Genomic DNA, 23,305 nt, shown 5'->3' with positions numbered 1-23,305 from the left:
CTGCCGCAGGGGCGGCGCAAGGTCAAGCGACCTGCACCCCCTGCCCCGCGTGTTCGGCACGGCAACACCCGCTATGGGCGCCGCCTCAGGGGGCCTCTTCGCGCAGCACGCCCGCGCTGATCAGGCGCAGCCGCGAGGGATACCATTCATCGCCGGAATCCACCCTGAGCGTCTCTATCGCAAAACCCGCGTCAACGCCCCGCTGCACCAAGTAGTTCAGATATTCATACATCTCGCGCTGGGTGTCCTCGTAGATCCAGGAGCCGAACACAAAGGGCGTATCCCAGCCGCGCCCCTCGCGCAGGTCGTTGTAATAGCCCTCCACCGACTCCGGCGACCAGGAGCGGCGATGGAACCCCAGCTTGGAGCCCAGCGTCATCCGCCGCCGCGCCCCGGCCAGAAAGATATCGACACAGGCGCTGATGCATTCGCCGTCGACCTGCGTGTCCAGCCCGAAATCCGACACGATCCAGGCGATTTCGGAGCTGGCGTAGATGCTGCCGCCACCGGAGTTCAGCCGCAGCTCCGTCACGTCGGGGCTCTCCTGCAACAACGCGCGCAGCCGCTCGATGTCCTCGATGACAATCTCGCTCGGTTGATCCTCGCCGACGTTTTCGGTGTCAAAGACCAGCGTCGCCCCCTCCACAAAGAAACGCTCGCCGCCGCTGTCCAGCGCCAGACCTGCCGTCGCAATCCCCGCGCCCAGAAGGCTGAGCAGCCCCAGCCTGACCCGCGCCCGAAATCCCGTTGGTGTTGCCGTCACTCTGCGTCTCCCGATCTCCGACCCCTCTCTCCCCTGCATAGCCCCCTCGCACCTGTGAGGGCAAACCCGTTCTCGAGCTACCGCTTATGTATCCCAGGAGCCGGGCGTGCATTGCCGAAGCTTCCATATCCTTGGCTTGATGCGGCGATGTGGTTGAGTATCACCCGCGACCTGCGTCAGGCACTGTTGATCCAACCCGGACCCTTGACGCACGGCAAGCGAAGCGCCGATGAGCGGACTTTTCTGCTGTTCGATGGATGCTGACGAACGGCGGCTCTAAGCATGTCCATCAGCTTTTCTTCATAGGTTTTCCATCAAATGGACCCACACTTCCGCCTCTGGTTCATGCGGTGCCCGCGTTCCATCCTTGAAAGCACCGAGTCTCTTGGCCACAGCCTGTGAACGACTATTCTCCCGGTCGATGTAGCTGTATAGCTTGTCTAACCCCAAATCCTCGCAAGCCCATTTCATGACGGCGATTGCAGCTTCGGTGGCGAAGCCTTTCCCCTCCCCGCCCTCGAACAGATGCCAAGCCAATTCTACGTCCGGCCAATTCGAATGCTTGATCAAGCCCACGCGGCCAACAGGCTGCCCTGTCCGCTTTTCAACGACTGTAAAGAAGCCGAAACCGCGCCAGTGCCAGTGACCGATGCCAGTCAGAAATCCGAACCATGCCTCTTCTGCAGTGATGGTCTCTCCCTGTGCCTCCATCGAAGGGGCACTGGTCATGAAACGGGTAAACGCAGGCAGATCACCCCGTTCGGGACCACGCAAAACCAATCGTTCGCTCGTTAGCATGGGGGCGGCCGTGAGGCTGTTCATTGGTTGCCTTTCCAGTCACAGACATGGGTTCCAGCCAATTACGGCATAGATACCACTCCCGCGCAACCGAATGCCGCCATTCACCCATGGTGCAGCTTTCGACAGAATGGCCCCTTGTAGACCTGAGCCGCACTTCGGCTGAATTGCCGCTTGCGTTTCACACAGACGGTCAGGTCTGCGACCTGGCAGGCCGGCGTTGATCCTGCGTGGTGTCGCGTCAGACCGCCCCAGGCGTCACGGCCCGCTTCCGTCCATCGGCGTCGCGACGCTGGAAGCATAAAAAGGGCGGGAATGTTCCCGCCCTTGATCTGTCTTGACCGGATACGCGAGGTGCCCGCGATCAGACGGCTTTTTTCAGCGCCTCGATCAGGTCGGTGCGCTCCCAGGAGAAACCGCCGTCGGCCTCTGGTGCGCGGCCAAAGTGGCCATAGGCCGCGGTGCGCTGGTAGATCGGCTTGTTGAGGCCAAGATGGGTGCGGATGCCGCGCGGCGTGAGGTCCATGCATTGGCTCACCGCGCCCTCGATCACCTGATCCGGGATCTCGCCGGAGCCGTGGGTGTCCACATAGATCGACAGCGGCGCCGCCACGCCGATCGCATAGGACAGCTGCAAGGTGCATTTCTTCGCCATGCCTGCGGCAACGATGTTCTTGGCCAGATAGCGCGCGGCATAGGCGGCGGAGCGGTCCACCTTGGTCGGATCCTTGCCGGAGAAGGCCCCACCCCCGTGCGGCGCGGCGCCACCATAGGTATCAACGATGATCTTGCGGCCAGTGAGACCCGCGTCCCCGTCAGGGCCGCCGATGACAAATTTGCCGGTCGGGTTCACGTGCCAGACGGTATTGTCCGTCAGCCAGCCCTCGGGCAGGGTCTCGCGGATATAGGGCTCCACCATGGCGCGGATGTCGCCGGAGGTCAGGCTTTCGTCCAGATGCTGGGTCGAAAGCACCAAGGAGCTCACCTCCACCGGCTTGCCATCCTCGTAGCGCACCGAGATCTGCGATTTTGCATCCGGGCCCAGCGCCGGTTCGGTGCCGTTCTTGCGCACTTCGGCGAGGCGGCGCAGAATCGCGTGGGAGAACTGGATCGGTGCCGGCATCAGCGCGTCGGTTTCATCCGTCGCAAAGCCGAACATGATACCCTGATCACCGGCGCCCTCGTCCTTGTCGCCCGCAGCGTCGACGCCCTGGGCGATATGGGCGGATTGCTCGTGCAGCAGATTGGTGATCTCCACCGTTTCGTGGTGGAATTTGTCCTGCTCGTAGCCAATGTCCTTGATACAGGCGCGGGCAATCGAATCGATCTTGCCCATATAGTCCTTCAGCTTGGCTTGATCCGACAGGCCAACCTCGCCGCCGATCACCACGCGATTGGTGGTGGCAAAGGTTTCAGCGGCAACGCGTGCCTCCGGTTCCTCGGCGATCAGCGCATCGAGGACAGCATCGGAAATCCGGTCGCAAACCTTGTCCGGGTGCCCCTCGGAAACGGATTCCGAGGTAAAAGTGTAATTCTTGCGGCTCATGAGAGAAGTGCTCCACTAGAGGTAAACCGCCACGTCAGGAAGCCGTTGTGGCGGCGATCAGAACGCACAACGCGTCCCTGTGTGTTGTCACATCTATACCTGAAGGAGGTTAAGCAAGTGTTCCTCGCGTTTTCGCGCGCAAGCGTGGCCCCAGGGCGACAGTGATCAGCAAAAGCGCCGCAAAAAGCGCGGGCCAATCCCCTGTGCGGCTGTAGAGCGTCGGCGGCAATGCGGCCGGCAGGCGTGCATCCAGAGAGCCGGCGGTATTGAGCGCCAGACTCTCGCTAATCCGGCCATAGGGATCAATCACCGCCGTGATGCCTGTATTGGCCACCCGCAGCATCGGCAGACCTTGCTCGGCGGCGCGCAGCTGCGCCTGCACCAGATGCTGATAGGGGCCGGAGTAGCTGCCGAACCAGGCGTCATTGGTGATCAGCACCAGATAATCGGCGCGCTTGGCGACGGCGCCGACATCCTGCGCAAACACGCCCTCGTAGCAGATCAACGGCAGCGCCCGGCCTGCGGTGGTGTCCAGAAGCCCCCGGTCCGTGCCGGGCGCGTAGCCACTGTCGGCGCGGGCCGCGAGGCCGAAGACGCCGAACCGTCGCCACAGGGATGGGAGCGGCATGTATTCCCCAAAGGGCACCAGATGCACCTTGTCATAAATGTCGAGGACCGCGCCATCCGCCGCCATCACGACGGCGGAGTTCATATACTGCCCGTCCTCGCGACGCTGAATCCCATAGAGCAGCTCTGCCCCATCCGCCGCCGCCAGCAATTGCGGGCGCAGATTGTCGCTGTCGATATAGTTCTGCAATGTCGGGATCGCCGTCTCGGGCCAGATCACCAGATCCGGGCGGCCGCCATCAGCCGTCGGCGCGGCGGTGAGCTCCAGCATGCGCCGCACAAACAGCCAGCGCTTCTCCGGCAGCCATTTCTCCGCTTGCGGGGCGTTTGGCTGCACCAGACGCACGCTGTGGTCTGTCAGGGGCAGATCGCCGCCGAATTCCGGCCCCCGCGGCATCCAGGCAAAGCTCGCCAGCACGGCCACCATGGGCGCCAGGGCCTGAAACGGCCGGCGCCACATCATCGCCAAAGGCAGGACCGCAAACAGCAACAGGCCGGTAAATCCCTGCGCCCCGATCCAGGGCACCGCCCGCAGCGCCGCGCCCTCGGGCATGGCAAGCTGCGCAAATCCCGCCCAGGGAAACCCCGTCAGCACATAGGCCCGCGCCAGTTCTGCCAGGATCCAGCAGCCCATCAGCGCCACCAGCCGCCAACCGCCCCGGGCCAGCCAGGCCGCGCCCCAAAACGCCAGCGCCCAGAACAGCGCAAGCCCGGCCGCAAGCCCGGCCAGCGCAAAGGGCGCCATCCAGCCATCGGCGGCAGCATCCACCTGGAAGGGCTCCATGATCCAACTGAGGCCAAAGCCGAAATAGCCACAGCCAAACAGCCAACCCAAGGCACCCGCCTGCAGCGGACGCTCCGTCCGCAGCAACAAGACCGCGATCACAATCAGCGCCAGCGGCGCGGCCCAGACCGCCTGAACCGGTGCCAGCCCCAGCGACATCACCGCGCCCGCAAGGAAACCCAGCCCCAAAAGGCCGAGACTACGCACCAGAGGTTGTCCCCTCATTCGGCGGCAATACCCGGCAGACGCACCCGCAGCCGCTTGATCCGGCGGGGATCGGCGTCAACCACCTCGAACTCCGCCCCCTCTGGGTGCTGGATCACCTCGCCCCGCGCCGGCACCCGGCCCGAAAGCATAAAAACCAGCCCGCCGAGCGTGTCGATTTCTTCGCCATCCACATCCTCGTGGCGGGTCAGCGGCAGGCCGATCTCCGCCTCGAAATCACCAAGCGGCGTGCGGGCCTGAGCGATGTAACAGCCCGGTTTCTCCCGCACCCAGGTTTGATCCTCGCCGCTGTCATGCTCATCCTCGATCTCTCCGACCACCTGTTCGATCAGATCCTCGATGGTCAGCAGACCGTCCACGCCGCCATACTCGTCGATCACCAGGGCCATATGGCGCCGCTCCGCCTGCATCTTGGTCAGCAACACCCCGATCGGCATCGACGGTGGCACAAACAGCAACGGCCGCAACATCTCTGCCAGCGCGAAATCCGCGCGCTCGCAGTCAAACCCATAGGTCAGGGCGAAATCTTTCAGGTGCACAAAGCCAAGCGGCGTATCCAGCGTGCCCTCGTAGACGGGAATGCGGGTGAACCCGGTGTCGCGAAACACCTGCACCAGATCCTCGCGCGAGATGGTCACCGGCACGGCATCAATCTCTGCCGCGGGGATCGCCACATCTTCCACCCGCAACCGGCGCAGGTTCATCATGCCCGGCGGTGGGTCCGCCAGAAACGCCTCCCCCTCACCTTGTGGAGGGTTTGCGTCACTTGTCGGGGAGAAACTCCCGAAAAACTTGCTCAGGAACCCGGGCGTCTCCGCCCCGTTCGTCTCCGGTCCCGAGTTTTCAAATCCAGTCAGCGCGCCCTGCGCTGCGCTAGAACTGCCTTCTATGTCGCCCATTTTTCCAATCCAAAGGGGCCCGTTACGACCCGTCCTCACTCATATATGGGTCCGCCAGCCCCAGTTTGCCAAGTATCTCGACTTCCAACGCTTCCATCACCGTGGCATCCCCGTCACGAATGTGGTCATACCCCAAAAGATGCAATGTTCCGTGAACAAGCAAATGGATCACGTGATGCAGCGGATCCTTGCCAGCCTCGGCGGCCTCCACCATGCAGGTGTCATAGGAAATCGCAATATCGCCCAGCGTCGCATCTCCCATAAAATCGACCTCCGGCGCCGCGGGCTTGCCGCCCTCCTCGACCGCCGCCAGCTCCTGCGCGGGCCAGCTCAACACATTGGTTGGTTTGGGCTTTTCGCGAAACTCCGCATTCAGATCCGCAATCCGCGCATCATCGCAGCCCAGAACGGTGACTTCCCAGTCCTCCTTGCTCAGCCGCAAATGATCCAGGGTCGCCGCCACCGCCACCTCTGCCTGTTTTTGCAGCGCCAGACCCTCCCAGCGCGCATCTTCCATCACAACATCCAGCATCAACCGCTTGCCTTCTCTTGACCCCGGGCAAAAATAGCCGCTTTCCTCAGCAAAACCACCACCAGAGGAGCCCCTCATGTCCGCCCCGTCCAGCCCGCTTGAAATCCGCGCCGCAGACCCCGACGGCCAGGACGTCCGCCCACTGCTGCTGGCCCATGAGGCGCATACCTCGAGCACCAGCAGCCCAGAGGCCTGCCATGCGCTGAACATCGAGGGGTTGCAATCCCCCGACATCCGTTTTTTCGCCGCCTATCGCGGCGACAGCGCGCTTGGCTGCGCCGCGCTCAAGGATCTGGGCGCAGGCCGGATGGAAATCAAATCCGTTCACGTCGCCAGCGCCGCCCGTGGCCAGGGCATCGCCCGCCAGCTGATGCTGGCCCTGCATGATATCGCCCGCAGCGCGGGCGCAGAGCAACTCCTGCTGGAGACCGGCTCCGACAGGCTGCCGCCCTTTGACGCCGCCCGCGCGCTCTATGAGCGGCTCGGCTATCGCTACTGCGCCCCCTTTGGCGACTACACAGCCCATCCCGAAAGCGCCTTCATGCAGATCAACCTGACGGGCTGATCCGCCCCTCTTTCATCTTTTCCCAATATCCCCGCCGGAGGCTCCCAACCGGGCCACAGAACGCGCCGCCCGCAAGAACGCGTCAGGCCGAAGCCTCATCCGCGTCATAGGCCTCGATGATCGCCGCCACCAGCGGGTGACGCACCACATCCTTGGCAGTGAAGTAATTAAAGGAAATCTTCGGGATTTGTTTCAGCAACCGCTCCGCATCGCGCAGACCGGATTGCACCCCGCGCGGCAGGTCCACCTGGCTGCGGTCGCCGGTGATCACCATGCGGGAGCCCTCGCCCAGGCGGGTCAGGAACATCTTCATCTGCATGGTGGTGGCGTTCTGCGCCTCATCCAGCACCACATAGGCATTGGACAGGGTCCGCCCCCGCATAAAGGCCAGCGGCGCGATCTCGATGGTTTTCTCTTCCTTGAGCTTGGCCAGCTGCTTGCCCGGAAGAAAATCATTCAGCGCATCATAAAGCGGCTGCATATAGGGATCGACCTTTTCCTCCTGGGTGCCGGGCAAAAACCCCAGCCGCTCGCCCGCCTCGACAGCCGGACGGCAGAGGATGATCTTGTCCACATGCCCCTGGATGAACATCGACACCCCAACAGCCACCGCCAGATAGGTCTTGCCGGTGCCAGCCGGACCGATGCCAAAGGCCATCTCGTGCTCGTAGAGATTCTTCACATAGGCTTTTTGCGCATCCGTGCGCGGCTCGACCAGCTTCTTGCGGGTCTTGATCTCCACCGCGCCGCCAGAGAACATCTCCATCTGCCGGTCCGGCCCGACTTCGCCCTCCTCGTCAGAGCGATCCAGGCGGATTTCGCGGTCGATATCCTCATGCTCCACCGGGCGGCCACCTTCCAATCGTTCATAAAGCGTGGCGAGAAGCTCCGCCGCTGCCTGCCGCTGATCGGCATCGCCATGCACCAAGAGCTGGTTGCCCCGGCGCAGGATCTGCACGCCCATGCGCTGCTCGATCTCGGCCAGGTTGCGGTCAAATTCACCGCAGAGCTCTATCAGTAGTCGGTTGTCAGGAAATTCCAGCAGCACTTCGGGCGCTGCGGCGTGCTCGGAGGACGGGGGCAGAACACTTGTGGCCAAACGGCTCTCCTGTCTTGAGATTACCGTTCCAGTCTGCCCCTGCGGCGAGGGCGGCGCAAGGGCGCGCAGCGATAGGGCAGCGCAATTTCACGCGACTGAAACAATTATTGCGCGCCGCGCCGGGCCGCCCCACATCTCGCCCACAAAAAAGGCGGCGCCCTTCGGGGCACCGCCTGTCTGTTCTGTTGCGCCCGGATCGGGCGTCGGATCAGATCGAATCCGGGAAGGTCGAACCGCGTTTGAACGGGCCAACCGCCGTGTTTCTCGGCAGTTCGCTGTTGCAGACCGGCTTGCCATCGGGGGTGCGGCGCAGGTCGAGATAGCCCTCGACGCCATCGTCGATGATCCAGTGCTCACAGCCCTGCGGATCGACCCAGATACCGGCTTCCATCGCGGACAGGTCGCCGTTCTTGCCGTCCCAGATATTGCGGTCGCGGGTCTTGTCATAAGCCGGCGCACAAGCGGCAACCGAAGCCGCGAGACCAAGCGCCACGAGTCCTTTGATATACGTCATACTCTAGCTCTCCTTAGCGCACGCAATAGATTTCAACGCGGCGGTTTTCCGCCATATTGGCGGCGCTGGTATTGGGCACACGCGGGCTGCGTTCGCCATAGGCACGAATGTCCCGGATACGCGCACCGACGGAACGGCCCACTTCCGCCACCGCATTGGCACGGCGCTGCGACAGGGCGATGTTATACTCATCAGAGGCGCGGCTGTCGGTGTGACCTGCGATCACGAAATAGCGGGTGCCGGGCATGGTCTTCTGGAACCAGTCCTGCAACCGCGCCCGACCTGCGGCGTTGATGTTGTAGCGATCCGTCGCAAAGAACTGGTCGGTCGGCATCATGCCGCAGAGCTGGCCAACCCGGCAGACCGGCTTGCCATCCGGCGTCACATGCGGCGACATATAGCCCTCGGCGCCGTCGTCCATGACCCAATGTTCACAGCCGTCCGGGTCCACCCAGATGGTGGGAACGTAGCGTTCACCGGTAATGGTCCGGCTTTCTTGCGCCGACGCAGGCGCCGCAGAGCCGAGACAGACCACAGCAGCCACCGCTGCCAGCGTCGCGCAGGCTTTGCTCATCAGATGATCAATCACAACAGGCATCCTCTATCTTACCCCATAGGGAATACGCGAACCCTGCACCCCCCAGGCCCCGCTTGTTTCACGAATTTACACTAACTTTTTCTGAATTTGACGCCAGCGCGAAGTGATTTTCCGCCGATTTAAGCTGGCACCAAGAAACAATTTGGACACAGGGCGGGAATCGTTTCGCAATTCACTACCCCGCGACAAGGGCGCGCATTTTCGATCATGCGCCAAGCCGTGGCGTTGCGCCGCTCGAATCGCGGCCCGCGTTCGTGGCCTGGGATCCTGCCCCCGTTTACCGCCAGATCTGCGCTGCGCCCCGTTGACTGCCCAGGGCAACGCGGCGCAGGCGGCACGGCGTCGCAGCGGCGGAAGGTCAGCCGATCAGCTCACCCGCCAGGGAATTCGCCCCGGAGGACAGGATGCGCACCCGCTTCAGCTCGCCGATCTGAGCATCGCAATCAGCCACATGCACCGCGTGCAGATAGTCGGATTTGCCCATCATCTGCCCGGCCAGACGGCCCGGTTTTTCAAACAACACGCCCACCTCGCGGCCCACCATACTGTCCTGCACTTCGCGTTGCTGACGGGTCAGCAGCGCTTGCAGCCGTTGCAGCCGCTCGTCCGCCACGGCGGGGTCCACCTGGGCGCGCTCCGCCGCCGGGGTGCCCGGGCGGGTGGAATATTTGAACGAATAGGCGGTGCCATATTTGACCTCCTCGACCAGATCCATTGTGGCCTGGAAATCGTCGTCAGATTCTTCCGGAAAGCCGACGATGAAATCGCCCGAGATCAGGATATCCGGCCGCGCCGCGCGGATGCGCTCGATCAGCCGGATATAACTCTCGGCAGTATGCGAACGGTTCATCCTTTTCAGGATCTTGTCCGATCCCGCCTGCACCGGCAAATGCAGATAGGGCATGAGTTTTTTGCAGCTTCCATGCGCCTCGATGAGGTCATCCATCATGTCGTTGGGATGGCTGGTGGTAAAGCGGATGCGCTCCAGCCCCTCCACCTTGTCGAGCTCCCAGATGAGCTGCGCCAGCGTCATGTCACCATTGGGACCGGCGCCGTGATAGGCGTTGACGTTCTGACCCAGAAGCGTGATTTCACGCACGCCGCGTTCGACCAGATCCTCTGCCTCGCGCAGGATACGATCCGCCGGGCGCGAGACCTCGGCACCGCGCGTATAGGGCACCACGCAGAAGGCGCAGAATTTGTCGCAACCCTCCTGCACGGTCAGAAACGCGGTCGGGCCGCGCTTGGCCTTGGGGCGTGACTTCAGCTTCTCGAATTTGTCTTCCTCGGGGAAATCGGTGTCCAGCACCTTCTCCCCCGCGCCTGCCTTGGCTTCCATTTCAGGCAGGCGGTGATAGCTCTGCGGGCCGACCACCAGATCCACCAAAGGCTGGCGGCGCATGATCTCCTCGCCCTCGGCCTGGGCCACACAGCCCGCAACACCGATTTTCAGATCCGGCTTTTCGGCCTTCAGCCCCTTGAAGCGGCCCAATTCGGAATAGACCTTCTCGGCCGCCTTTTCACGAATATGGCAGGTGTTCAGCAGGATCATATCCGCGTCATCAGGCGATTGCGTTTCCACATAGCCCTGCCCGCCCAGCGCTTCGGCCATGCGTTCGCTGTCATAGACGTTCATCTGACAGCCGTAGGTCTTGATATAAAGCTTCTTGGGCGCGGACATGGGCGGGATACCTTTGCGGGTCGGATGGGAGCGGCGGGGCCTTAGCGCGAAATGCCACCGCTTGCAATGGCAGGGCAATTACCCGATTTTAACGATAAAGACCAGACAACAGCCGGGACCCGCCCGGGCCAGAGCAGAGGACAGCCCGCCTATGACCCAAGTTTCGCTGGAGGCGTTCCTGACGCAGGGCGCACCGCAGCTCGCCGCAGGGCCGGTGGCGCTGATCTTTGTCGAGGATGACGTGGAGATTGGCTCCACCCTGCGCCACCATCTGGATTGCGGCTTTGCCACCGTGGTGGCCTTTATGCCCGATGCGTTCAAACTGCCAACGGACGTGGCGCCGCGGATCACCCGGGTCAGCTATGATTGCCTCAGCCCCGATGCGGCGCAGGTGGCGGTCAACCAGGTGATCGCCGCCGTGCCAGCCGGTTGCTGGCTCTATTACTGCTATAACGCGGAATATCTGTTCTACCCGTTCTGCGAGACCCGCACGGTGGCCGAGATGCTGGCCTTTCACACCGAAGAGCGCCGCGATGCGATGCTGACCTATGTGATCGACCTCTATGCCGCCGACCTGAACAGCCACCCCAACGCGGTGGCGATCGAAGCGGCCTGTCTCGACAAATCCGGTTATTACGCGCAATCCCGCCTGGATCCCGCCACCGGCCATCCGCGCGAACGGCAGCTGGATTTTTTTGGCGGGTTGCGGTGGCGCCATGAGGAGCATATCCCGCAAATCAGCCGCAAAATCGACCGGATCGCGCTGTTTCGTGCAAAAAAGGACCTGACGCTCAAGCTCGATCACAGTTTCAGCGATCAGGAATATAATACCTACGCCTGCCCCTGGCATCACAATCTGACCGCGACGGTCTGTTCCTTTCGCACCGCCAAGGCGCTGAAGCGCAATCCGGGATCGACCACGGGAATAGAGAGCTTTCAGTGGCTCAACAGCGTGCCCTTTGAATGGCATTCGCGCCAGCTTCTGGATCTGGGGTTGATGGAACCTGGTCAGTGGTTCTGACAGTGGTTCTGAGACGGTATGCAGGCAGAACAGCCCGCAGGCGGGCTGTGGCCTCCGGCGGGGATATTTGTAAAAAGATGAAGCGCTGACAAAACGATTGCGCGCCATGCGCTGTGCCGGCGGGAGAGGCGGTCAGGCTTTCTTGCGCAGGCGGATCACCACATCGACCGAGGCGATCTCCATCCCCTCGGGCGGGGCGGGCAAGGACTGGATCACCAGCTCATCCGACGGTGCATCGGTGACGCGGCTGTCGCCTTCCCAGTAGAAATGCGGGTGATCATGCACATTGGTGTCAAAATAGCTCTTGGAGCCATCCACCGTGATTTCCTGCAACACGCCCGCATCGCAGAACGCCCTCAGCGTGTTATAGACTGTGGCCAGGGAGACCGCGGCACCATCGTCCTTGGCAGCGTCAAACAGGCTCTCTGCGGTGACATGCCGATGCTGACCATCGCCAACAAGCAGAGATGCCAAGGTCACACGCTGACGTGTCGGGCGCAGGCCCGCTTTCATCAGCCATTTGTTGGCGTTCTCGACATGGGTCGGTGTCATGTCACCTTCCTACTGCTTCCGGCTACTGGGCTCTTATATCGGAGGATGATGACGGTTTTCAATTGGATTTGCAAAGACCATCGCGCAACCCTCCTGCCGAAAAGCGGTATTTCCGGCCTCGGGCTCTCGCAGGTGCAGCAAAGCGCCGCCCTTGCAGGACATATAAACCCGATGCTAATGGGGGCAGAGACAGTAATTCAGACCCACAGGCAGGAGTAGCCCCGCAGATGGCCCAATATCCCAGCAGCTTTGACAAGGAAGACCTGCTTAAATGCGCACGAGGCGAGCTGTTTGGACCCGGCAATGCGCAATTGCCCGCGCCGCCGATGCTGATGATGGACCGCATCACCGAGGTGAGCGCCGATGGCGGCGAACATGGCAAGGGCCATATCATTGCCGAATTCGACATCACCCCGGATCTGTGGTTCTTTGACTGCCATTTCCCCGGCAACCCGATCATGCCCGGCTGCCTTGGCCTCGATGGTCTGTGGCAGCTGACCGGCTTCAACCTTGGCTGGCGCGGCTGGCAGGGGCGCGGCTATGCGCTGGGTGTCGGCGAGGTCAAACTGACCGGCATGGTGCGCCCGGATCGCAAAATGCTGACCTATCGCATCAATTTCACCAAGGCCATTCAAACCCGCCGCTTGACCATGGGCGTCGCAGACGGGATCGTGGAAGCGGATGGCGAGGTGATCTATCAGGTCAAGGACATGAAAGTGGCGCTGTCCGAGAGCTGATCTGCCGGATCACGGCTCGCACGAGAACAGGCACAGGAATGGGCTCCGCCCCATCACACGAGTACAGGAGTACGCATCATGCGTCGCGTCGTCGTCACCGGTCTGGGGATTGTGTCCTCGATCGGGAACAATGCCGAAGAGGTTATCGCCTCGTTGAAGGCCGGCAAGTCCGGCATCGTCGCCAGCCCGGAAATGGCCGAGCATGGCTTTCGCAGCCAGGTCGCCGGTACGCTCAAGATCGACCCGGCCGAACATGTGGACAAACGCACCCTGCGCTTCATGGGCCCCGGCGCCGCCTATGCCCATATCGCCATGGGTCAGGCGATCGCCGATGCGGGTCTGGGCGAGGATCAGGTGGTGAACGAGCGCACCGGGCTGATTGCGGGCTCCGGCGGGCCGTCCACTTCCTCGATGCTGACCGCGCATCAGACCGTGCTGAAAACCGGCGCGACCAAGCGCATCGGGCCCTTTGCGGTGCCCAAATGCATGTCCTCGACGATCTCGGCCAACCTGGCCACCGCCTATAAGATCAAGGGCATCAACTACTCGATCACCTCGGCCTGCTCCACCTCGCTGCATTGCATCGGCAATGCGGCTGAACAGATCATGATGGGCAAGCAGGACGTGATGTTCGCCGGCGGCGGCGAGGAGCTGGACTGGACCCTTTCCTGCCTGTTTGACGCCATGGGCGCGATGTCCTCCAAGAAGAACGACGAGCCGGAAAAAGCCTCCCGCGCCTTTGATGCGGACCGCGACGGTTTTGTGATCTCCGGCGGCGGCGGCATTGTGGTGCTTGAGGATCTGGAGCATGCGCTGGCGCGCGGTGCCAGGATCTATGGCGAGGTGACCGGCTTTGCCGCGACCTCCGACGGCCATGACATGGTGGCCCCCTCCGGCGAGGGCGGCGAGCGCGCCATGCGCCTGGCGCTGTCCACGCTGCCCGAGGGCCGCAAGGTCAGCTATATCAACGCCCATGGCACCTCGACGCCGGTGGGGGATGTGGGCGAGGTCGAAGCCGCCCGCCGCGTCTTCGGCGCGGGCAAGGTGCCGCCGATCTCCTCGACGAAATCCATGACCGGCCACGCCCAGGGCGCAGCCGGCGCGCTGGAGGCAATCTTCTGCCTCTTGATGCTGGACAATGATTTCATCACCCCTTCGATCAACGTCGACACTCTCGCCGAGGGGATCGAGCCGGGCGAAGTGGCGACGCAATATGTTGAAAACGCGGGGCTCGACAGTGTCATGACCAACAGCTTTGGCTTTGGCGGCACCAATGGCTCCATGATTCTGAGCAAATACAAGGAATAACGCGCGTGACAGGAGTTTTGGCCGGCAAACGGGGCCTGATCATGGGGGTGGCAAATGACCGCTCCATCGCTTGGGGGATCGCCAGGGCGATGCATGAGGCAGGGGCCGAGCTGGCCTTTACCTATCAGGGCGAAGCCTTTGGCAAGCGGCTCGCCCCGCTCGCCGAGACCGTGGGCAGCGATTTTATGGTGGATGTGGATGTCACCGATGATGCCTCGCTGGATGCGGCCTTTGAACAGCTCGGCGCGCGCTGGCCGACGATTGATTTCCTCGTGCATGCGGTGGCCTATTCCGACAAATCGGAACTGACGGGCCGCTTCATCAACACCAGCCGGGCGAATTTCAAGAACTCGATGGATATCTCCGCCTATTCCTTTATCGAGGTGGCGCGCCGCGCCTATCCCTTGATGCAGGAAAACGGCGGCGGCACCTTGCTGACGCTGACCTATGGCGGCTCCAACCGGGTGACGCCGAATTACAATGTGATGGGCGTGGCCAAGGCCGCACTGGAGAGCGCGACGCGCTATCTGGCCAATGACCTGGGCCCCGATGGCATCCGCGTCAATGCAATCTCGCCCGGGCCGATGAAGACCCTTGCCGGGGCGGCCATTGGCGGCGCGCGCAAGACCTATAAACACACCGAGCAAAACGCGCCGCTGCGCTCCAATGCGACGCTGGAGGCCGTGGGCGGCACCGCCGTCTACCTCGCCTCGGACGCGGGCGCCTATACCACCGGCGAAATCATCCGGGTTGATGGCGGCTTTCACATCCTCGGCATGCCGCAGCAGGATCATCTCTGACCGCTGCACGGCGACTGTTCTGACGCAAGAAGGCGCCCCTCTCCCGGGGGCGCCTTTTTCTGTTCCCCCAGAGCCACAGCTTGCAGGCCGCATCGGGGTTATTTGCAAATTTACCCCTTGATATGCATGCTGGCCTGAACTTTACCCCCCGAACCTTGCCCCAGGACCCAGCGAGACCCGCAGAAAGGCCCAAATGCCCCGTGATACAAACCTGATCCTGTGCCCTGTCAATCTTCGTCACCTGAAGCTGGACCACAGCGCCTATAACGAAGCTGTGGCAATGGCACGGCGCCGCGACGCCAAGTTGCTGTTGGTCACCGTCGCCCCCGAGATGGAGCGCAATCTGAATATCTATGATTCCGAGACCTATTGGCGCGAGCAGCTCCAGAAATTCATCGCCAGCCACCCCGCCGACGGCGTGGAGATGGAAGCCGTGGTGCGCAAAGGCGCGGTTCATCGCCAGATCGTGAAACTGGCCGAAGAGCGCAAGGTCGATGTCATCGTGATGGGCTCGGCCAACCCCAAGGTGCAGGATTACCTGCTTGGCACCACCGCGAGCCATGTGGTCACCCACGCCGATTGCTCGGTCTATGTGGTGCGCCTCTGACCGGGGTCGCCTGAGCGCCGCGACACAGCAAAAAGGGCCGACCCGCGGTCAGCCCTTTTCTATATGATCTATCGGCCGGTCCGGCGGCGACAGGCGCGATCAGTGATCGCCCGAGGCGCGTTTGGACAGCATGTTCATCACATTGTTGGCCACTTTGGTGTAGGGCGGCCAGAACAGCTCCTGGGCAAAGAACTCCGGGTTGGCGTCCAGCATCGGATTGGCCGCGACCGAGGTTGTCGCCGCCACCATGCCGAGCTCGTTCACGATCCGCTCCTGCACGTCTTTGCCGATGAAATAATTGGCAAAAATCTCTGCCGCTTCCAGCTTTTTGCCGCTCAGCGTCTTGGAGAAGTTGATCGTATCCAGCCAGACGGTATTGCCCTCGTCAAAGTTCACGATGCTCCAGTTGCCACCATTGGCCACATGGGCGGAGGCGCCAGGCCCGTAAGAGGCCACAAACGCCAGGTCATCGCGGAATTCCGGGCCGGCGCTCCAGAAGAAGCCCACCTGGTCATACAGCGCGTTGAGAGTCTTTTGCAGCTCCCCGTCCGCCTTGGAGAACGCCGCCATCGCGGCCCGATCTCCAGAAGCCTCCTGCACCTGGAACGGCGGCTGCCCCATCGCCATCAGGGCCAGCGCGACATTGGGTTGCACCTGACCGGAGGTCAGCGAAATACGGCCCTTCCATTCCGGCTTCAGCAGTTCAGACACGGAGCTCGGATGTTGCGCAACCGCATCATCATTGGCCCAGATGCCATAGGCCCCACCGCCAAACGGCAGATAGAGCGGGCCCGCATCGGACATGCCCATCTCGATCGCGCTGAGCTCGGGCAGCAGCGCCTCGGCATTGCTCAACCGCGGCGAGCTGGTATCAATGGGTTGCAGCAGGTTCGAGAAGGGGAAACCTTCCATGTTGATGTAGTTCAGCGTCAGGAAGGAGACATCCACATCGCCCGACCGCATCACATCAAACATCTGCTCCGGCCCTTCGGCCAGGGTGTCAAGCACACGGACCTCGATATCATAGCCCTGCTCTTTCAGCAGATCATTTACCGCCGCGACCTCGTCGGGCAGCACATAGCCATCCCAGGTGAAGACATTCAGATACTCACTGGCCTGCGCCATGGTGCTGCCCACCGTCAGGGCAACGCTCAACAGTAGTTTTCGCATGTGTAAAGACTCCGGCATCAACATGTGACCCGCTATGATCATCTGGCGGGATTGCCGCCAAACTCGCCACAGGACATGAAGAACCGGTAAACGCACCAGCCCCCGGCGGCCAAAGTTCACGCTGAAATTTAGACAAAATTCACCGACGCAGCCGCACCCCATCGCCTCCACCGCTCGCGGGAGAGAGGGGTTTTGCGCTGTTTTGACCGACACGCCACACCAGGCCCGGCGGCATGCCCCAGATACGACAAAGGGGCGGAAAACCCGCCCCCCCTTTTCTTCTTGTCTCTTGTCCGGGTTCAGGCCGCGATCAGGCGATCGCCACCAGTTCCACGTCAAAGATCAGGTCTTCGCCCGCCAGACGGTGATTGGCATCCAGCGTCACCGTGGCCTCGTCCACCTCGACCACCGTCACCGGCAGCACCTGGCCTTCGGGCGTCTGCATTTGCAGCATGGTGCCGATTTCCAACGGCACATCATCCGGGATTCCCTCGCGCGGGATCGCCTGACGCGCCTCGGGGTTGGCCGGGCCATAGGCGTCGTTGCAGGCGATTTCCAGCACCTTCTTGTCGCCTTCGGCCATGTCCAGCATTCCCTCATCCATGCCCTTGATCACATGGCCGGCGCCAACGGTGAATTCCAGCGGCTCGCGCCCCTCGGAGCTGTCAAAGACAGTCCCATCCGTCAGTTTGCCCGTGTAATGAATGCGTACTGTGTCGCCGTTCTTGACTGCGGTCATAATGACCCCCTTTCGGGTTCTTAAGTGTGAATTGCGGGTATGGTCGCCCGGCTAAAGCGGCCACCCTATAGGTCATGGCCCGCGTGTAAAGCCCCCCGTCGCCCCGTATCAACACAATTTTGCGCATTGACCCCGGCGCGTCCTGTGCCACCTTCCGATCAATTACGGAGACCCGCGCATGACCATCAAGACCTGTATTTTTGACGCCTACGGCACCCTGTTTGATGTCACCGCCGCCGCCCGCCAAGCCGCCGCCGAACCAGAGTTCCCCGCGCTGGCCAGCACCTGGGCCACGCTGGCCCGCGACTGGCGCAACAAGCAGCTGCAATACACCTGGCTGCGCGCCGTCACCGGCGATCACGCGGATTTCTGGCAGGTCACGCAGGAGGGGCTGGACTGGGCGCTGGAGGCCGCCGATCTGGGCGCAGACCCCGCGCTGCGCCAGCGCCTGCTGGATCTCTACTGGAACCTTGCCGCCTACGCCGAGGTGCCCGCGATGCTGCGCGCGCTCAAAGACGCCGGATATCAGACCGGCATCCTCTCCAATGGTTCGCCCGATATGCTCTCCGGCGCGGTCAATTCCGCCGGCATCGGCGATCTGCTGGATGATGTGCTCTCGGTCGAAAGCGTCGGCATCTTCAAACCTGCCGCCGCCGTCTATGATCTGGTCGGCCAGCGCTTTGGCGGCACAAAGGCCGAGGTGCTCTTTGTCTCCTCCAACGGCTGGGATGCGGGCTGCGCCGCGCGCTACGGCTTTACCACCGCCTGGGTCAACCGCGCGCAGGAGCCCATGGACCGCCTGCCCGGACGCCCCGATCACATCCTCGCCGATCTCAGCCCCATCCCGCAGATCGCCGCCACCCGCTGACAGGACATTGCCACCATGAGCCATTTCACCACCGCCGACGGGCTGTCGCTCTACTACGAGACCCACGGAAACCCCGATGGCACGCCGCTGATCTGCCTGCCGGGGCTGACCCGCGACGGGCAGGATTTCCGCTATGCGCTGCCGCATCTCTCCGCCTATCGCGTGATCCTGCTGGACCTGCGCGGGCGCGGGCGCTCCGATTATGCCGAGGACCCCTCCAGCTATAACATCCTCACCGAGGCCAGCGACGTCGTCGCCCTGATGGATCACCTCTCGCTGCCGCGCGCCGCGATCCTTGGCACCTCGCGCGGCGGGCTGGTGGCGCTGGCCATCGCCGGAACCACGCCAGAGCGGCTCTCGGCGGTGATCTTCAATGACGTCGGCCCCGATATCGACCCGACGGGCCTCGGCCGGATCTTCGACTATCTCGGCCGCGCGCCAAAGGCCAAAACCCACGCCGAGGCCGCCCTGGCCCTGCAACAGGCCATGGCCCCCGCCTTTGCCAATGTCGCGCCCGAACGCTGGCGCGAGGAGGTGGAGGTCTTCTACACCCAGACCGCCGACGGGCTGGCGCTGCGCTATGACACAGGGCTGCGCCACGCCATGCTGGCCCAGGCCGCCGCCCTTGCCGAACTGGACGAAGCCCCCAGCCTCTGGCCCTGGTTCGCCGCGCTCAAAAGGCTGCCTTTGGGCGTCATCCGCGGCGCCCATTCCGACATATTGTCGGCAAAGACCTACGCCGAAATGCAGCGCCAGATGCCCGGGATGCGCGCGGTCGAGTTGCCGGATCGCGGCCATATCCCCTTTCTGGACGAAGCCGACGCGCTCGCCCTCATCCATGACGTTCTGAAAGACATCCAATGACCTCGCTTGCCATGATCGAAGCCGCCGCCGAGCGGCTCAGGGGCCGCGCGCGCCGCACGCCGCTGCTGTCTTCCCCCTTCCTCGACGAGATCGCCGGACGCCGCCTCTTCGTCAAAGCCGAATGCCTGCAACACACAGGCTCGTTCAAATTTCGCGGCGGCTGGTCGGCACTCTCGGCGCTGGACCCAGAGACCCGCAAACGCGGCGTCATCGCCTATTCCTCCGGCAACCACGCCCAGGGCGTCGCCCTTGCCGCCCAGGCGCATGGGGTGCCCTCCGTGATCGTGATGCCCGCCGACGCCCCAAAGCTCAAGATCGACAACACCCGCGCCCTTGGCGCCGAGGTGGTGCTCTATGATCGCATCAATGGCGAAAGCCGCGAGGCCGTCGCCGCGCCGCTGGTCGAGGCCCGCAACCTCACCCTGATCAAACCCTATGACGATCCACAGGTGATCGCAGGCCAGGGCACCGTCGGGCTGGAACTCGCTGAACAGGCCGCCGCGGAAAATATCACCCAGGCCGATGTGCTGGTCTGCTGCGGTGGCGGCGGCCTCACCACCGGCATCGCCCTGGCGCTGGAGGCGCGCGCGCCGGATCTGCGCGTGCGCCCCGCCGAACCCGAAGGCTTTGACGACATGGCTCGCTCGCTGCGCAGCGGCCAGGTGCAAAGCAACCCCGCAACCAGCGGCTCGATCTGCGATGCCATCCTCACCCCCACGCCGGGCGATCTCACCTGGCCCGAAATCTCCCGCCTCTGCGGCCCCGGCCTCAGCATCACCGATGACGAAGCCCTGCATGCGCTGGCGCTGGCCTTTCAGCGGCTGAAAATCGTGCTGGAACCCGGCGGCGCTGCCGCCCTCGCCGCCGCCCTCTTCCGCCCCGATGAAATCCCTCCGCCGCTTCGCCTGACCCACCCCATTCATCTTTTTAGAAATATCCCGGGGAGCGCGAGGGGCAGCGCCCCTCGCCCATGCCAGCAATCCACATCTGGCCTCTCGTGCGCGTGGCGGTTAAACTCCGCCCGCAGCAGAAGAAAGTCCCCCCATGCCCCGCGCTGACCTCGGCGATATCCAGATCCACTATCAGCTCAGCGGCCCGCCCGAGGCCCCGGCGCTGGTCCTTGCCCATGCGCTCGGCACCGACCACAGCATCTGGGATGAGGTCCTCCCCCGCCTGCCCGAAGGGCTGCGCATCCTGAGTTATGACCTGCGCGGCCACGGTCAATCCTCGGTGCCGGAAGGGCCCTATTCCATGGGCGCGCTGATCCGTGACGCCGAGCAGCTGCTGGAGCTCTGCGAGATCCGCGACTGCGCCTTTGTCGGCCTCTCGCTGGGCGGCATGGTGGCGCAGGGGCTGGCGGTCAAACGGCTGGATCTGGTCCGGGCCCTGGTGCTCTCCAATACCGCCGCCAAATTCGCCACGCCAGACATCTGGCAGCGCCATATGGCTGTCATCCGCACCGGCGGGCTGGCGGCAATCAGCGCCGAGACCATGCAGCGCTGGTTCACCCGCGCCAGCCTCACATCCGGCGCCCATATCCCCACACAAACCCTGCTTGAGGGCACAAGCGTCGAGGGCTATCTCGGCTGCTGCGCCGCCATCGCGGGCACGGATTTCTACACGCCCACTTCCGGCCTGCGGCTGCCAACGCTGGGGATCGCCGGCAGCGAGGATGGCGCCACCCCGCCCGATCTGCTGCGCGAAACCGTGGATCTGATCCCCGGATCGCAATTCACCCTGCTGCGCCGCTGCGGGCACCTGCCCCCTGTCGAGCAGCCCGAGGGCTTTGCCCTGCGACTGACCAAATTCCTGAAAGAGACCGGACATTATGGCTGATATCCTCCTTGTACATGGCTCCTGCCACGGCGCCTGGTGTTGGCGCGACCTGATCCCGGCGCTGGAGGCCCTGGGCCACAGCCCGCGCCCCCTCACCCTGCCGGGCCATGACGACGGGCGCGCGCCCGAGGGCGTGACGCTGGATGAAACCTGCCGCGCCGTCGCCGCGGAGATCACCCCCGAAACGCTGGTGCTCGGCCATTCCTGGGGCGGCTATCCGATCACCGGCGCGCTCGCCCATGCCCGCCCGCGCGGGCTGATCTATCTCTGCGCCTATGTGCCCCGCTCCGGCCTCTCGCTGATCGACATGCGCAAGGCCGGGCCGCGCCAGACCATCGGCGATGCCGCCGTGAAATCCGCCGATGGCCACAGCTATCACATCCGCCCCGAGGCCGCGCCTGATCTCTTCTATCACGACTGCCCGCCCGAGGCCGTGGCCTATGCCTGCGATCACCTCTGCGCGCAGCCGATCCTGCCGCAGGCCACCCCGCTCGAAGTGCCCGAGATCTGGAGCAGCCTGCCCAAGGCCTATATCCGCTGCGCCAACGACCGCACCATCCCCCCGGAATACCAAGAAAGCATGGTCGCAGACTGGCCGCGCGACACGGTGCATGTGCTGGAGAGCGCCCATTCGCCCTTCCTCGCCATGCCAGCGGAGCTCGCGGACTGCATCGACCAGATTGCCGCAACGATGCCCTGACAAGAGGCCAATAACGACACATCCGCGACGCTTTCCGCCTTGCAGAGCCTCCCCCGCCCGGTCACCGTGAACCAAACCACGGAGGGACGATCATGCAAACCATCAAAGCCGCCGTCTGCCACAGTTTCGGCGCCCCGCTCCAGATCGAGGAGATACGCCCCGCCCCGCCGCAACAGGGCGAGGTCGAGGTGACGCTGGATGCGGTCGCCATCTGCCACAGCGATATTTCCTACGCCGAGGGCGGCTGGGGCGGCACCCTGCCCGCCGTCTATGGCCATGAGGCCGCCGGCAGGGTCACCGCCCTTGGCGCCGGGGTTGCGGGCTTTGCGATCGGCGATGACGTGATCGTCACCCTGATCCGCGCCTGCGGCGACTGTCCCAGCTGCGCCTCCGGTCACCCGGTCAATTGCGCCACCCCGCATGACGGCAGCAGCCATCCGCTGCGCACCTTGGACGACCGCCCGCTGGTCCAGGCCATGGCCTGCGGCGCTTTTGCGGAAAAGGTCGTGGTCAGCGCCCGCCAGATCGTCAGGATCCCCGCCGATATGCCCAAGGACGTGGCGGCGCTGATCTCCTGCGGCGTGATCACCGGCATTGGCGGCGCCGTGAATTCTGCCAAGCTGCGCCCGGGCGAGGATGTGGTGGTCATCGGCGCCGGTGGCGTTGGCCTGAACGCCATCCAGGGCGCCCGCATCGCCGGCGCGCGCCGCATCATTGCGGTAGACATGAGCGAAGAGAAACTCGCCATCGCCCGCGACTTCGGCGCCACCCACGGCGTGCTGGCCAACGCGGCCAAGCCCTGGCGCGCGGCGGCAGAGGCGCTTGGCGACAAAGGCGCGGAGGTGGTGCTGATCACCGTCGGCGCCATCCCCGCCTATGATCAGGCACCGCGCTACCTGGCCCCCGGCGGGCGCGCGGTGATGATCGGCATGCCCCACACCGGCCAGCAGGCACAATATGAACCGGTGGTGCTGGCGGCGCTGGGTCAGGGGCTTCAGGGCTCCAAGATGGGCGATACGGTGATCCAGCGCGATGTGCCCTGGATCGTCGATCTCTATCAGCAGGGCCGGCTGCAACTGGACCAGCTGATCTCCGGCCGCTGGTCGCTGGCCGAGATCAACGCCGCCATCGCCGACACCAAGACCGGCAGCGCCAAGCGCAATGTGATCCTCTTCAACCGCTAACGCCACGCCTGTCGCCGGGATCCGGGCCTGCGGCCCGGACCCGCGCGCGCCGGGGCCTCGACGGCCCCGGCGCGCGCCCCTCCCCTCTACCGACACCGCCTGACAGCAAGGACCGAACGACATGAAACTTCAGGACCTCGACGTCATCATCACCGCGCCACCAAGCCCCGGCTGGGGCGGGCGCTACTGGATCCTTGTGAAGCTCACCACCGACACCGGCCTTATCGGTTGGGGCGAATGCTATGCCGCCGCCGTCGGCCCGCACGCCATGCGCGCGGTGATCGAGGA

The 23,305-nt window shown here is 63.6% G+C and carries 25 protein-coding genes, 1 pseudogene and 1 riboswitch; of the genes and pseudogenes, 13 read left to right on the top strand and 13 right to left on the bottom strand.

Going from position 1 to position 23,305, the window contains the following annotated elements; all coding sequences use genetic code 11:
- Nucleotides 1-85 precede the first annotated feature (85 nt).
- The 6 genes from HCZ87_RS09420 to ybeY all read right to left on the bottom strand — a co-directional run bounded on the left by HCZ87_RS09420 (nt 86) and on the right by ybeY (nt 6,177).
- Nucleotides 86-706: a hypothetical protein gene (locus HCZ87_RS09420; protein ID WP_167643510.1), complete on the bottom strand. Its 621-nt coding sequence runs from the start codon at nt 704-706 to the stop codon at nt 86-88.
- A gap of 357 nt (nt 707-1,063) precedes the next feature.
- Nucleotides 1,064-1,585 carry a GNAT family N-acetyltransferase gene (locus HCZ87_RS09415; RefSeq protein ID WP_167643499.1) on the bottom strand — a complete coding sequence of 174 codons (522 nt, stop codon included), beginning with the start codon at nt 1,583-1,585 and terminating at the stop codon, nt 1,064-1,066.
- Nucleotides 1,586-1,925: 340 nt separating this feature from the next.
- On the bottom strand, nt 1,926-3,107 hold the full coding sequence (gene metK / locus HCZ87_RS09410) for a methionine adenosyltransferase (protein ID WP_167643498.1): 1,182 nt from the start codon (nt 3,105-3,107) through the stop codon (nt 1,926-1,928).
- Between the two features lie 8 nt (nt 3,108-3,115).
- Nucleotides 3,116-3,164: riboswitch (SAM-SAH riboswitch) on the bottom strand.
- Between the two features lie 52 nt (nt 3,165-3,216).
- Nucleotides 3,217-4,725, bottom strand: coding sequence for an apolipoprotein N-acyltransferase (lnt, locus tag HCZ87_RS09405; RefSeq protein ID WP_368484109.1), 1,509 nt, complete (start codon nt 4,723-4,725; stop codon nt 3,217-3,219).
- 14 nt (nt 4,726-4,739) lie between these two features.
- Nucleotides 4,740-5,642 (bottom strand): hemolysin family protein, encoded by a 903-nt coding sequence (locus HCZ87_RS09400; RefSeq protein WP_167643496.1) that lies wholly within the window; start codon nt 5,640-5,642, stop codon nt 4,740-4,742.
- Between the two features lie 22 nt (nt 5,643-5,664).
- Entirely contained in the window at nt 5,665-6,177 is a 513-nt protein-coding gene (ybeY, locus tag HCZ87_RS09395; RefSeq protein WP_167643509.1) for an rRNA maturation RNase YbeY, read from the bottom strand.
- Between the two features lie 73 nt (nt 6,178-6,250).
- On the opposite strand from ybeY, the gene HCZ87_RS09390 reads away from it, so the two are divergent.
- Nucleotides 6,251-6,739 carry a GNAT family N-acetyltransferase gene (locus tag HCZ87_RS09390; protein ID WP_167643495.1) on the top strand — a complete coding sequence of 163 codons (489 nt, stop codon included), beginning with the start codon at nt 6,251-6,253 and terminating at the stop codon, nt 6,737-6,739.
- A gap of 82 nt (nt 6,740-6,821) precedes the next feature.
- Here HCZ87_RS09390 and HCZ87_RS09385 read toward each other — a convergent pair whose 3' ends face one another.
- The 4 genes from HCZ87_RS09385 to miaB all read right to left on the bottom strand — a co-directional run bounded on the left by HCZ87_RS09385 (nt 6,822) and on the right by miaB (nt 10,631).
- On the bottom strand, nt 6,822-7,838 hold the full coding sequence (locus tag HCZ87_RS09385) for a PhoH family protein (protein ID WP_167643494.1): 1,017 nt from the start codon (nt 7,836-7,838) through the stop codon (nt 6,822-6,824).
- Nucleotides 7,839-8,046: 208 nt separating this feature from the next.
- Complete coding sequence (locus HCZ87_RS09380; RefSeq protein WP_167643493.1) at nt 8,047-8,352, bottom strand: hypothetical protein; 306 nt, start codon at nt 8,350-8,352, stop codon at nt 8,047-8,049.
- A gap of 13 nt (nt 8,353-8,365) precedes the next feature.
- Nucleotides 8,366-8,950: an OmpA family protein gene (locus HCZ87_RS09375; RefSeq protein WP_175582206.1), complete on the bottom strand. Its 585-nt coding sequence runs from the start codon at nt 8,948-8,950 to the stop codon at nt 8,366-8,368.
- 358 nt (nt 8,951-9,308) lie between these two features.
- Nucleotides 9,309-10,631 carry a tRNA (N6-isopentenyl adenosine(37)-C2)-methylthiotransferase MiaB gene (gene miaB, locus HCZ87_RS09370; protein WP_167643492.1) on the bottom strand — a complete coding sequence of 441 codons (1,323 nt, stop codon included), beginning with the start codon at nt 10,629-10,631 and terminating at the stop codon, nt 9,309-9,311.
- Between the two features lie 151 nt (nt 10,632-10,782).
- Between miaB and HCZ87_RS09365 the strand changes: the two genes are divergently transcribed.
- The gene (locus HCZ87_RS09365) at nt 10,783-11,652 is read left to right on the top strand and encodes a hypothetical protein (RefSeq protein WP_167643491.1); all 870 of its coding nucleotides are present in this window, start codon (nt 10,783-10,785) and stop codon (nt 11,650-11,652) included.
- Nucleotides 11,653-11,784: 132 nt separating this feature from the next.
- On the opposite strand, the gene irrA is transcribed toward HCZ87_RS09365, so the two are convergent.
- The gene (gene irrA, locus HCZ87_RS09360) at nt 11,785-12,204 is read right to left on the bottom strand and encodes an iron response transcriptional regulator IrrA (RefSeq protein WP_167643490.1); all 420 of its coding nucleotides are present in this window, start codon (nt 12,202-12,204) and stop codon (nt 11,785-11,787) included.
- A gap of 227 nt (nt 12,205-12,431) precedes the next feature.
- On the opposite strand from irrA, the gene fabA reads away from it, so the two are divergent.
- From fabA to HCZ87_RS09340, 4 genes are all read left to right on the top strand, one after another.
- Complete coding sequence (fabA, locus tag HCZ87_RS09355) at nt 12,432-12,941, top strand: bifunctional 3-hydroxydecanoyl-ACP dehydratase/trans-2-decenoyl-ACP isomerase (protein ID WP_167643489.1); 510 nt, start codon at nt 12,432-12,434, stop codon at nt 12,939-12,941.
- Between the two features lie 78 nt (nt 12,942-13,019).
- The gene (gene fabB / locus HCZ87_RS09350; RefSeq protein WP_167643488.1) at nt 13,020-14,249 is read left to right on the top strand and encodes a beta-ketoacyl-ACP synthase I; all 1,230 of its coding nucleotides are present in this window, start codon (nt 13,020-13,022) and stop codon (nt 14,247-14,249) included.
- 5 nt (nt 14,250-14,254) lie between these two features.
- Entirely contained in the window at nt 14,255-15,049 is a 795-nt protein-coding gene (locus HCZ87_RS09345) for an enoyl-ACP reductase (RefSeq protein WP_167643487.1), read from the top strand.
- 193 nt (nt 15,050-15,242) lie between these two features.
- Nucleotides 15,243-15,656 carry a universal stress protein gene (locus tag HCZ87_RS09340; RefSeq protein WP_167643486.1) on the top strand — a complete coding sequence of 138 codons (414 nt, stop codon included), beginning with the start codon at nt 15,243-15,245 and terminating at the stop codon, nt 15,654-15,656.
- Nucleotides 15,657-15,755: 99 nt separating this feature from the next.
- Here HCZ87_RS09340 and HCZ87_RS09335 read toward each other — a convergent pair whose 3' ends face one another.
- Both HCZ87_RS09335 and HCZ87_RS09330 read right to left on the bottom strand, forming a co-directional pair.
- Nucleotides 15,756-16,826 carry a PotD/PotF family extracellular solute-binding protein gene (locus tag HCZ87_RS09335; protein WP_167643485.1) on the bottom strand — a complete coding sequence of 357 codons (1,071 nt, stop codon included), beginning with the start codon at nt 16,824-16,826 and terminating at the stop codon, nt 15,756-15,758.
- Between the two features lie 310 nt (nt 16,827-17,136).
- Nucleotides 17,137-17,565 carry a peptidylprolyl isomerase gene (locus HCZ87_RS09330; RefSeq protein WP_167643484.1) on the bottom strand — a complete coding sequence of 143 codons (429 nt, stop codon included), beginning with the start codon at nt 17,563-17,565 and terminating at the stop codon, nt 17,137-17,139.
- Between the two features lie 178 nt (nt 17,566-17,743).
- Here HCZ87_RS09330 and HCZ87_RS09325 point away from each other — a divergent pair, with 178 nt between their 5' ends.
- From HCZ87_RS09325 to HCZ87_RS21005, 7 genes and pseudogenes are all read left to right on the top strand, one after another.
- Nucleotides 17,744-18,433, top strand: a complete 690-nt coding sequence (locus tag HCZ87_RS09325; protein WP_167643483.1) for a haloacid dehalogenase type II — start codon at nt 17,744-17,746, stop codon at nt 18,431-18,433.
- A gap of 15 nt (nt 18,434-18,448) precedes the next feature.
- Nucleotides 18,449-19,297 (top strand): alpha/beta fold hydrolase, encoded by an 849-nt coding sequence (locus HCZ87_RS09320; RefSeq protein WP_167643482.1) that lies wholly within the window; start codon nt 18,449-18,451, stop codon nt 19,295-19,297.
- Entirely contained in the window at nt 19,294-20,355 is a 1,062-nt protein-coding gene (locus HCZ87_RS09315) for a threonine/serine dehydratase (RefSeq protein ID WP_167643481.1), read from the top strand. Before HCZ87_RS09320 ends, HCZ87_RS09315 begins: the two co-directional genes overlap by 4 nt.
- Nucleotides 20,342-21,133, top strand: a complete 792-nt coding sequence (pcaD, locus tag HCZ87_RS09310) for a 3-oxoadipate enol-lactonase (protein WP_167643480.1) — start codon at nt 20,342-20,344, stop codon at nt 21,131-21,133. Before HCZ87_RS09315 ends, pcaD begins: the two co-directional genes overlap by 14 nt.
- Nucleotides 21,126-21,833: an alpha/beta fold hydrolase gene (locus HCZ87_RS09305; RefSeq protein ID WP_167643479.1), complete on the top strand. Its 708-nt coding sequence runs from the start codon at nt 21,126-21,128 to the stop codon at nt 21,831-21,833. Before pcaD ends, HCZ87_RS09305 begins: the two co-directional genes overlap by 8 nt.
- A 92-nt stretch (nt 21,834-21,925) precedes the next feature.
- Nucleotides 21,926-23,017: a zinc-binding dehydrogenase gene (locus HCZ87_RS09300; RefSeq protein ID WP_167643478.1), complete on the top strand. Its 1,092-nt coding sequence runs from the start codon at nt 21,926-21,928 to the stop codon at nt 23,015-23,017.
- 121 nt (nt 23,018-23,138) lie between these two features.
- Nucleotides 23,139-23,305, top strand: a pseudogene (locus HCZ87_RS21005) (mandelate racemase/muconate lactonizing enzyme family protein); the annotation flags it as partial.

Source organism: Phaeobacter sp. HF9A, assembly GCF_011806385.1.
Lineage (GTDB): Bacteria > Pseudomonadota > Alphaproteobacteria > Rhodobacterales > Rhodobacteraceae > Epibacterium.
This window is presented reverse-complemented; position numbering and strand designations above follow the sequence as displayed.

Coding starts and splice junctions, on each gene's coding strand:
- HCZ87_RS09390 (WP_167643495.1), top strand. CDS start 6,251: ATGTCCGCCCCGTCCAGCCCGCTTGAAATCCGCGCCGCAGACCCCGAC.
- HCZ87_RS09325 (WP_167643483.1), top strand. CDS start 17,744: ATGACCATCAAGACCTGTATTTTTGACGCCTACGGCACCCTGTTTGAT.
- HCZ87_RS09365 (WP_167643491.1), top strand. CDS start 10,783: ATGACCCAAGTTTCGCTGGAGGCGTTCCTGACGCAGGGCGCACCGCAG.
- HCZ87_RS09320 (WP_167643482.1), top strand. CDS start 18,449: ATGAGCCATTTCACCACCGCCGACGGGCTGTCGCTCTACTACGAGACC.
- HCZ87_RS09335 (WP_167643485.1), bottom strand. CDS start 16,826: ATGCGAAAACTACTGTTGAGCGTTGCCCTGACGGTGGGCAGCACCATG.
- HCZ87_RS09340 (WP_167643486.1), top strand. CDS start 15,243: ATGCCCCGTGATACAAACCTGATCCTGTGCCCTGTCAATCTTCGTCAC.
- HCZ87_RS09415 (WP_167643499.1), bottom strand. CDS start 1,585: ATGAACAGCCTCACGGCCGCCCCCATGCTAACGAGCGAACGATTGGTT.
- HCZ87_RS09375 (WP_175582206.1), bottom strand. CDS start 8,950: ATGCCTGTTGTGATTGATCATCTGATGAGCAAAGCCTGCGCGACGCTG.
- fabA (WP_167643489.1), top strand. CDS start 12,432: ATGGCCCAATATCCCAGCAGCTTTGACAAGGAAGACCTGCTTAAATGC.
- HCZ87_RS09380 (WP_167643493.1), bottom strand. CDS start 8,352: ATGACGTATATCAAAGGACTCGTGGCGCTTGGTCTCGCGGCTTCGGTT.
- metK (WP_167643498.1), bottom strand. CDS start 3,107: ATGAGCCGCAAGAATTACACTTTTACCTCGGAATCCGTTTCCGAGGGG.
- HCZ87_RS09315 (WP_167643481.1), top strand. CDS start 19,294: ATGACCTCGCTTGCCATGATCGAAGCCGCCGCCGAGCGGCTCAGGGGC.
- fabB (WP_167643488.1), top strand. CDS start 13,020: ATGCGTCGCGTCGTCGTCACCGGTCTGGGGATTGTGTCCTCGATCGGG.
- HCZ87_RS09330 (WP_167643484.1), bottom strand. CDS start 17,565: ATGACCGCAGTCAAGAACGGCGACACAGTACGCATTCATTACACGGGC.
- irrA (WP_167643490.1), bottom strand. CDS start 12,204: ATGACACCGACCCATGTCGAGAACGCCAACAAATGGCTGATGAAAGCG.
- pcaD (WP_167643480.1), top strand. CDS start 20,342: ATGCCCCGCGCTGACCTCGGCGATATCCAGATCCACTATCAGCTCAGC.
- miaB (WP_167643492.1), bottom strand. CDS start 10,631: ATGTCCGCGCCCAAGAAGCTTTATATCAAGACCTACGGCTGTCAGATG.
- HCZ87_RS09300 (WP_167643478.1), top strand. CDS start 21,926: ATGCAAACCATCAAAGCCGCCGTCTGCCACAGTTTCGGCGCCCCGCTC.
- HCZ87_RS09305 (WP_167643479.1), top strand. CDS start 21,126: ATGGCTGATATCCTCCTTGTACATGGCTCCTGCCACGGCGCCTGGTGT.
- HCZ87_RS09400 (WP_167643496.1), bottom strand. CDS start 5,642: ATGGGCGACATAGAAGGCAGTTCTAGCGCAGCGCAGGGCGCGCTGACT.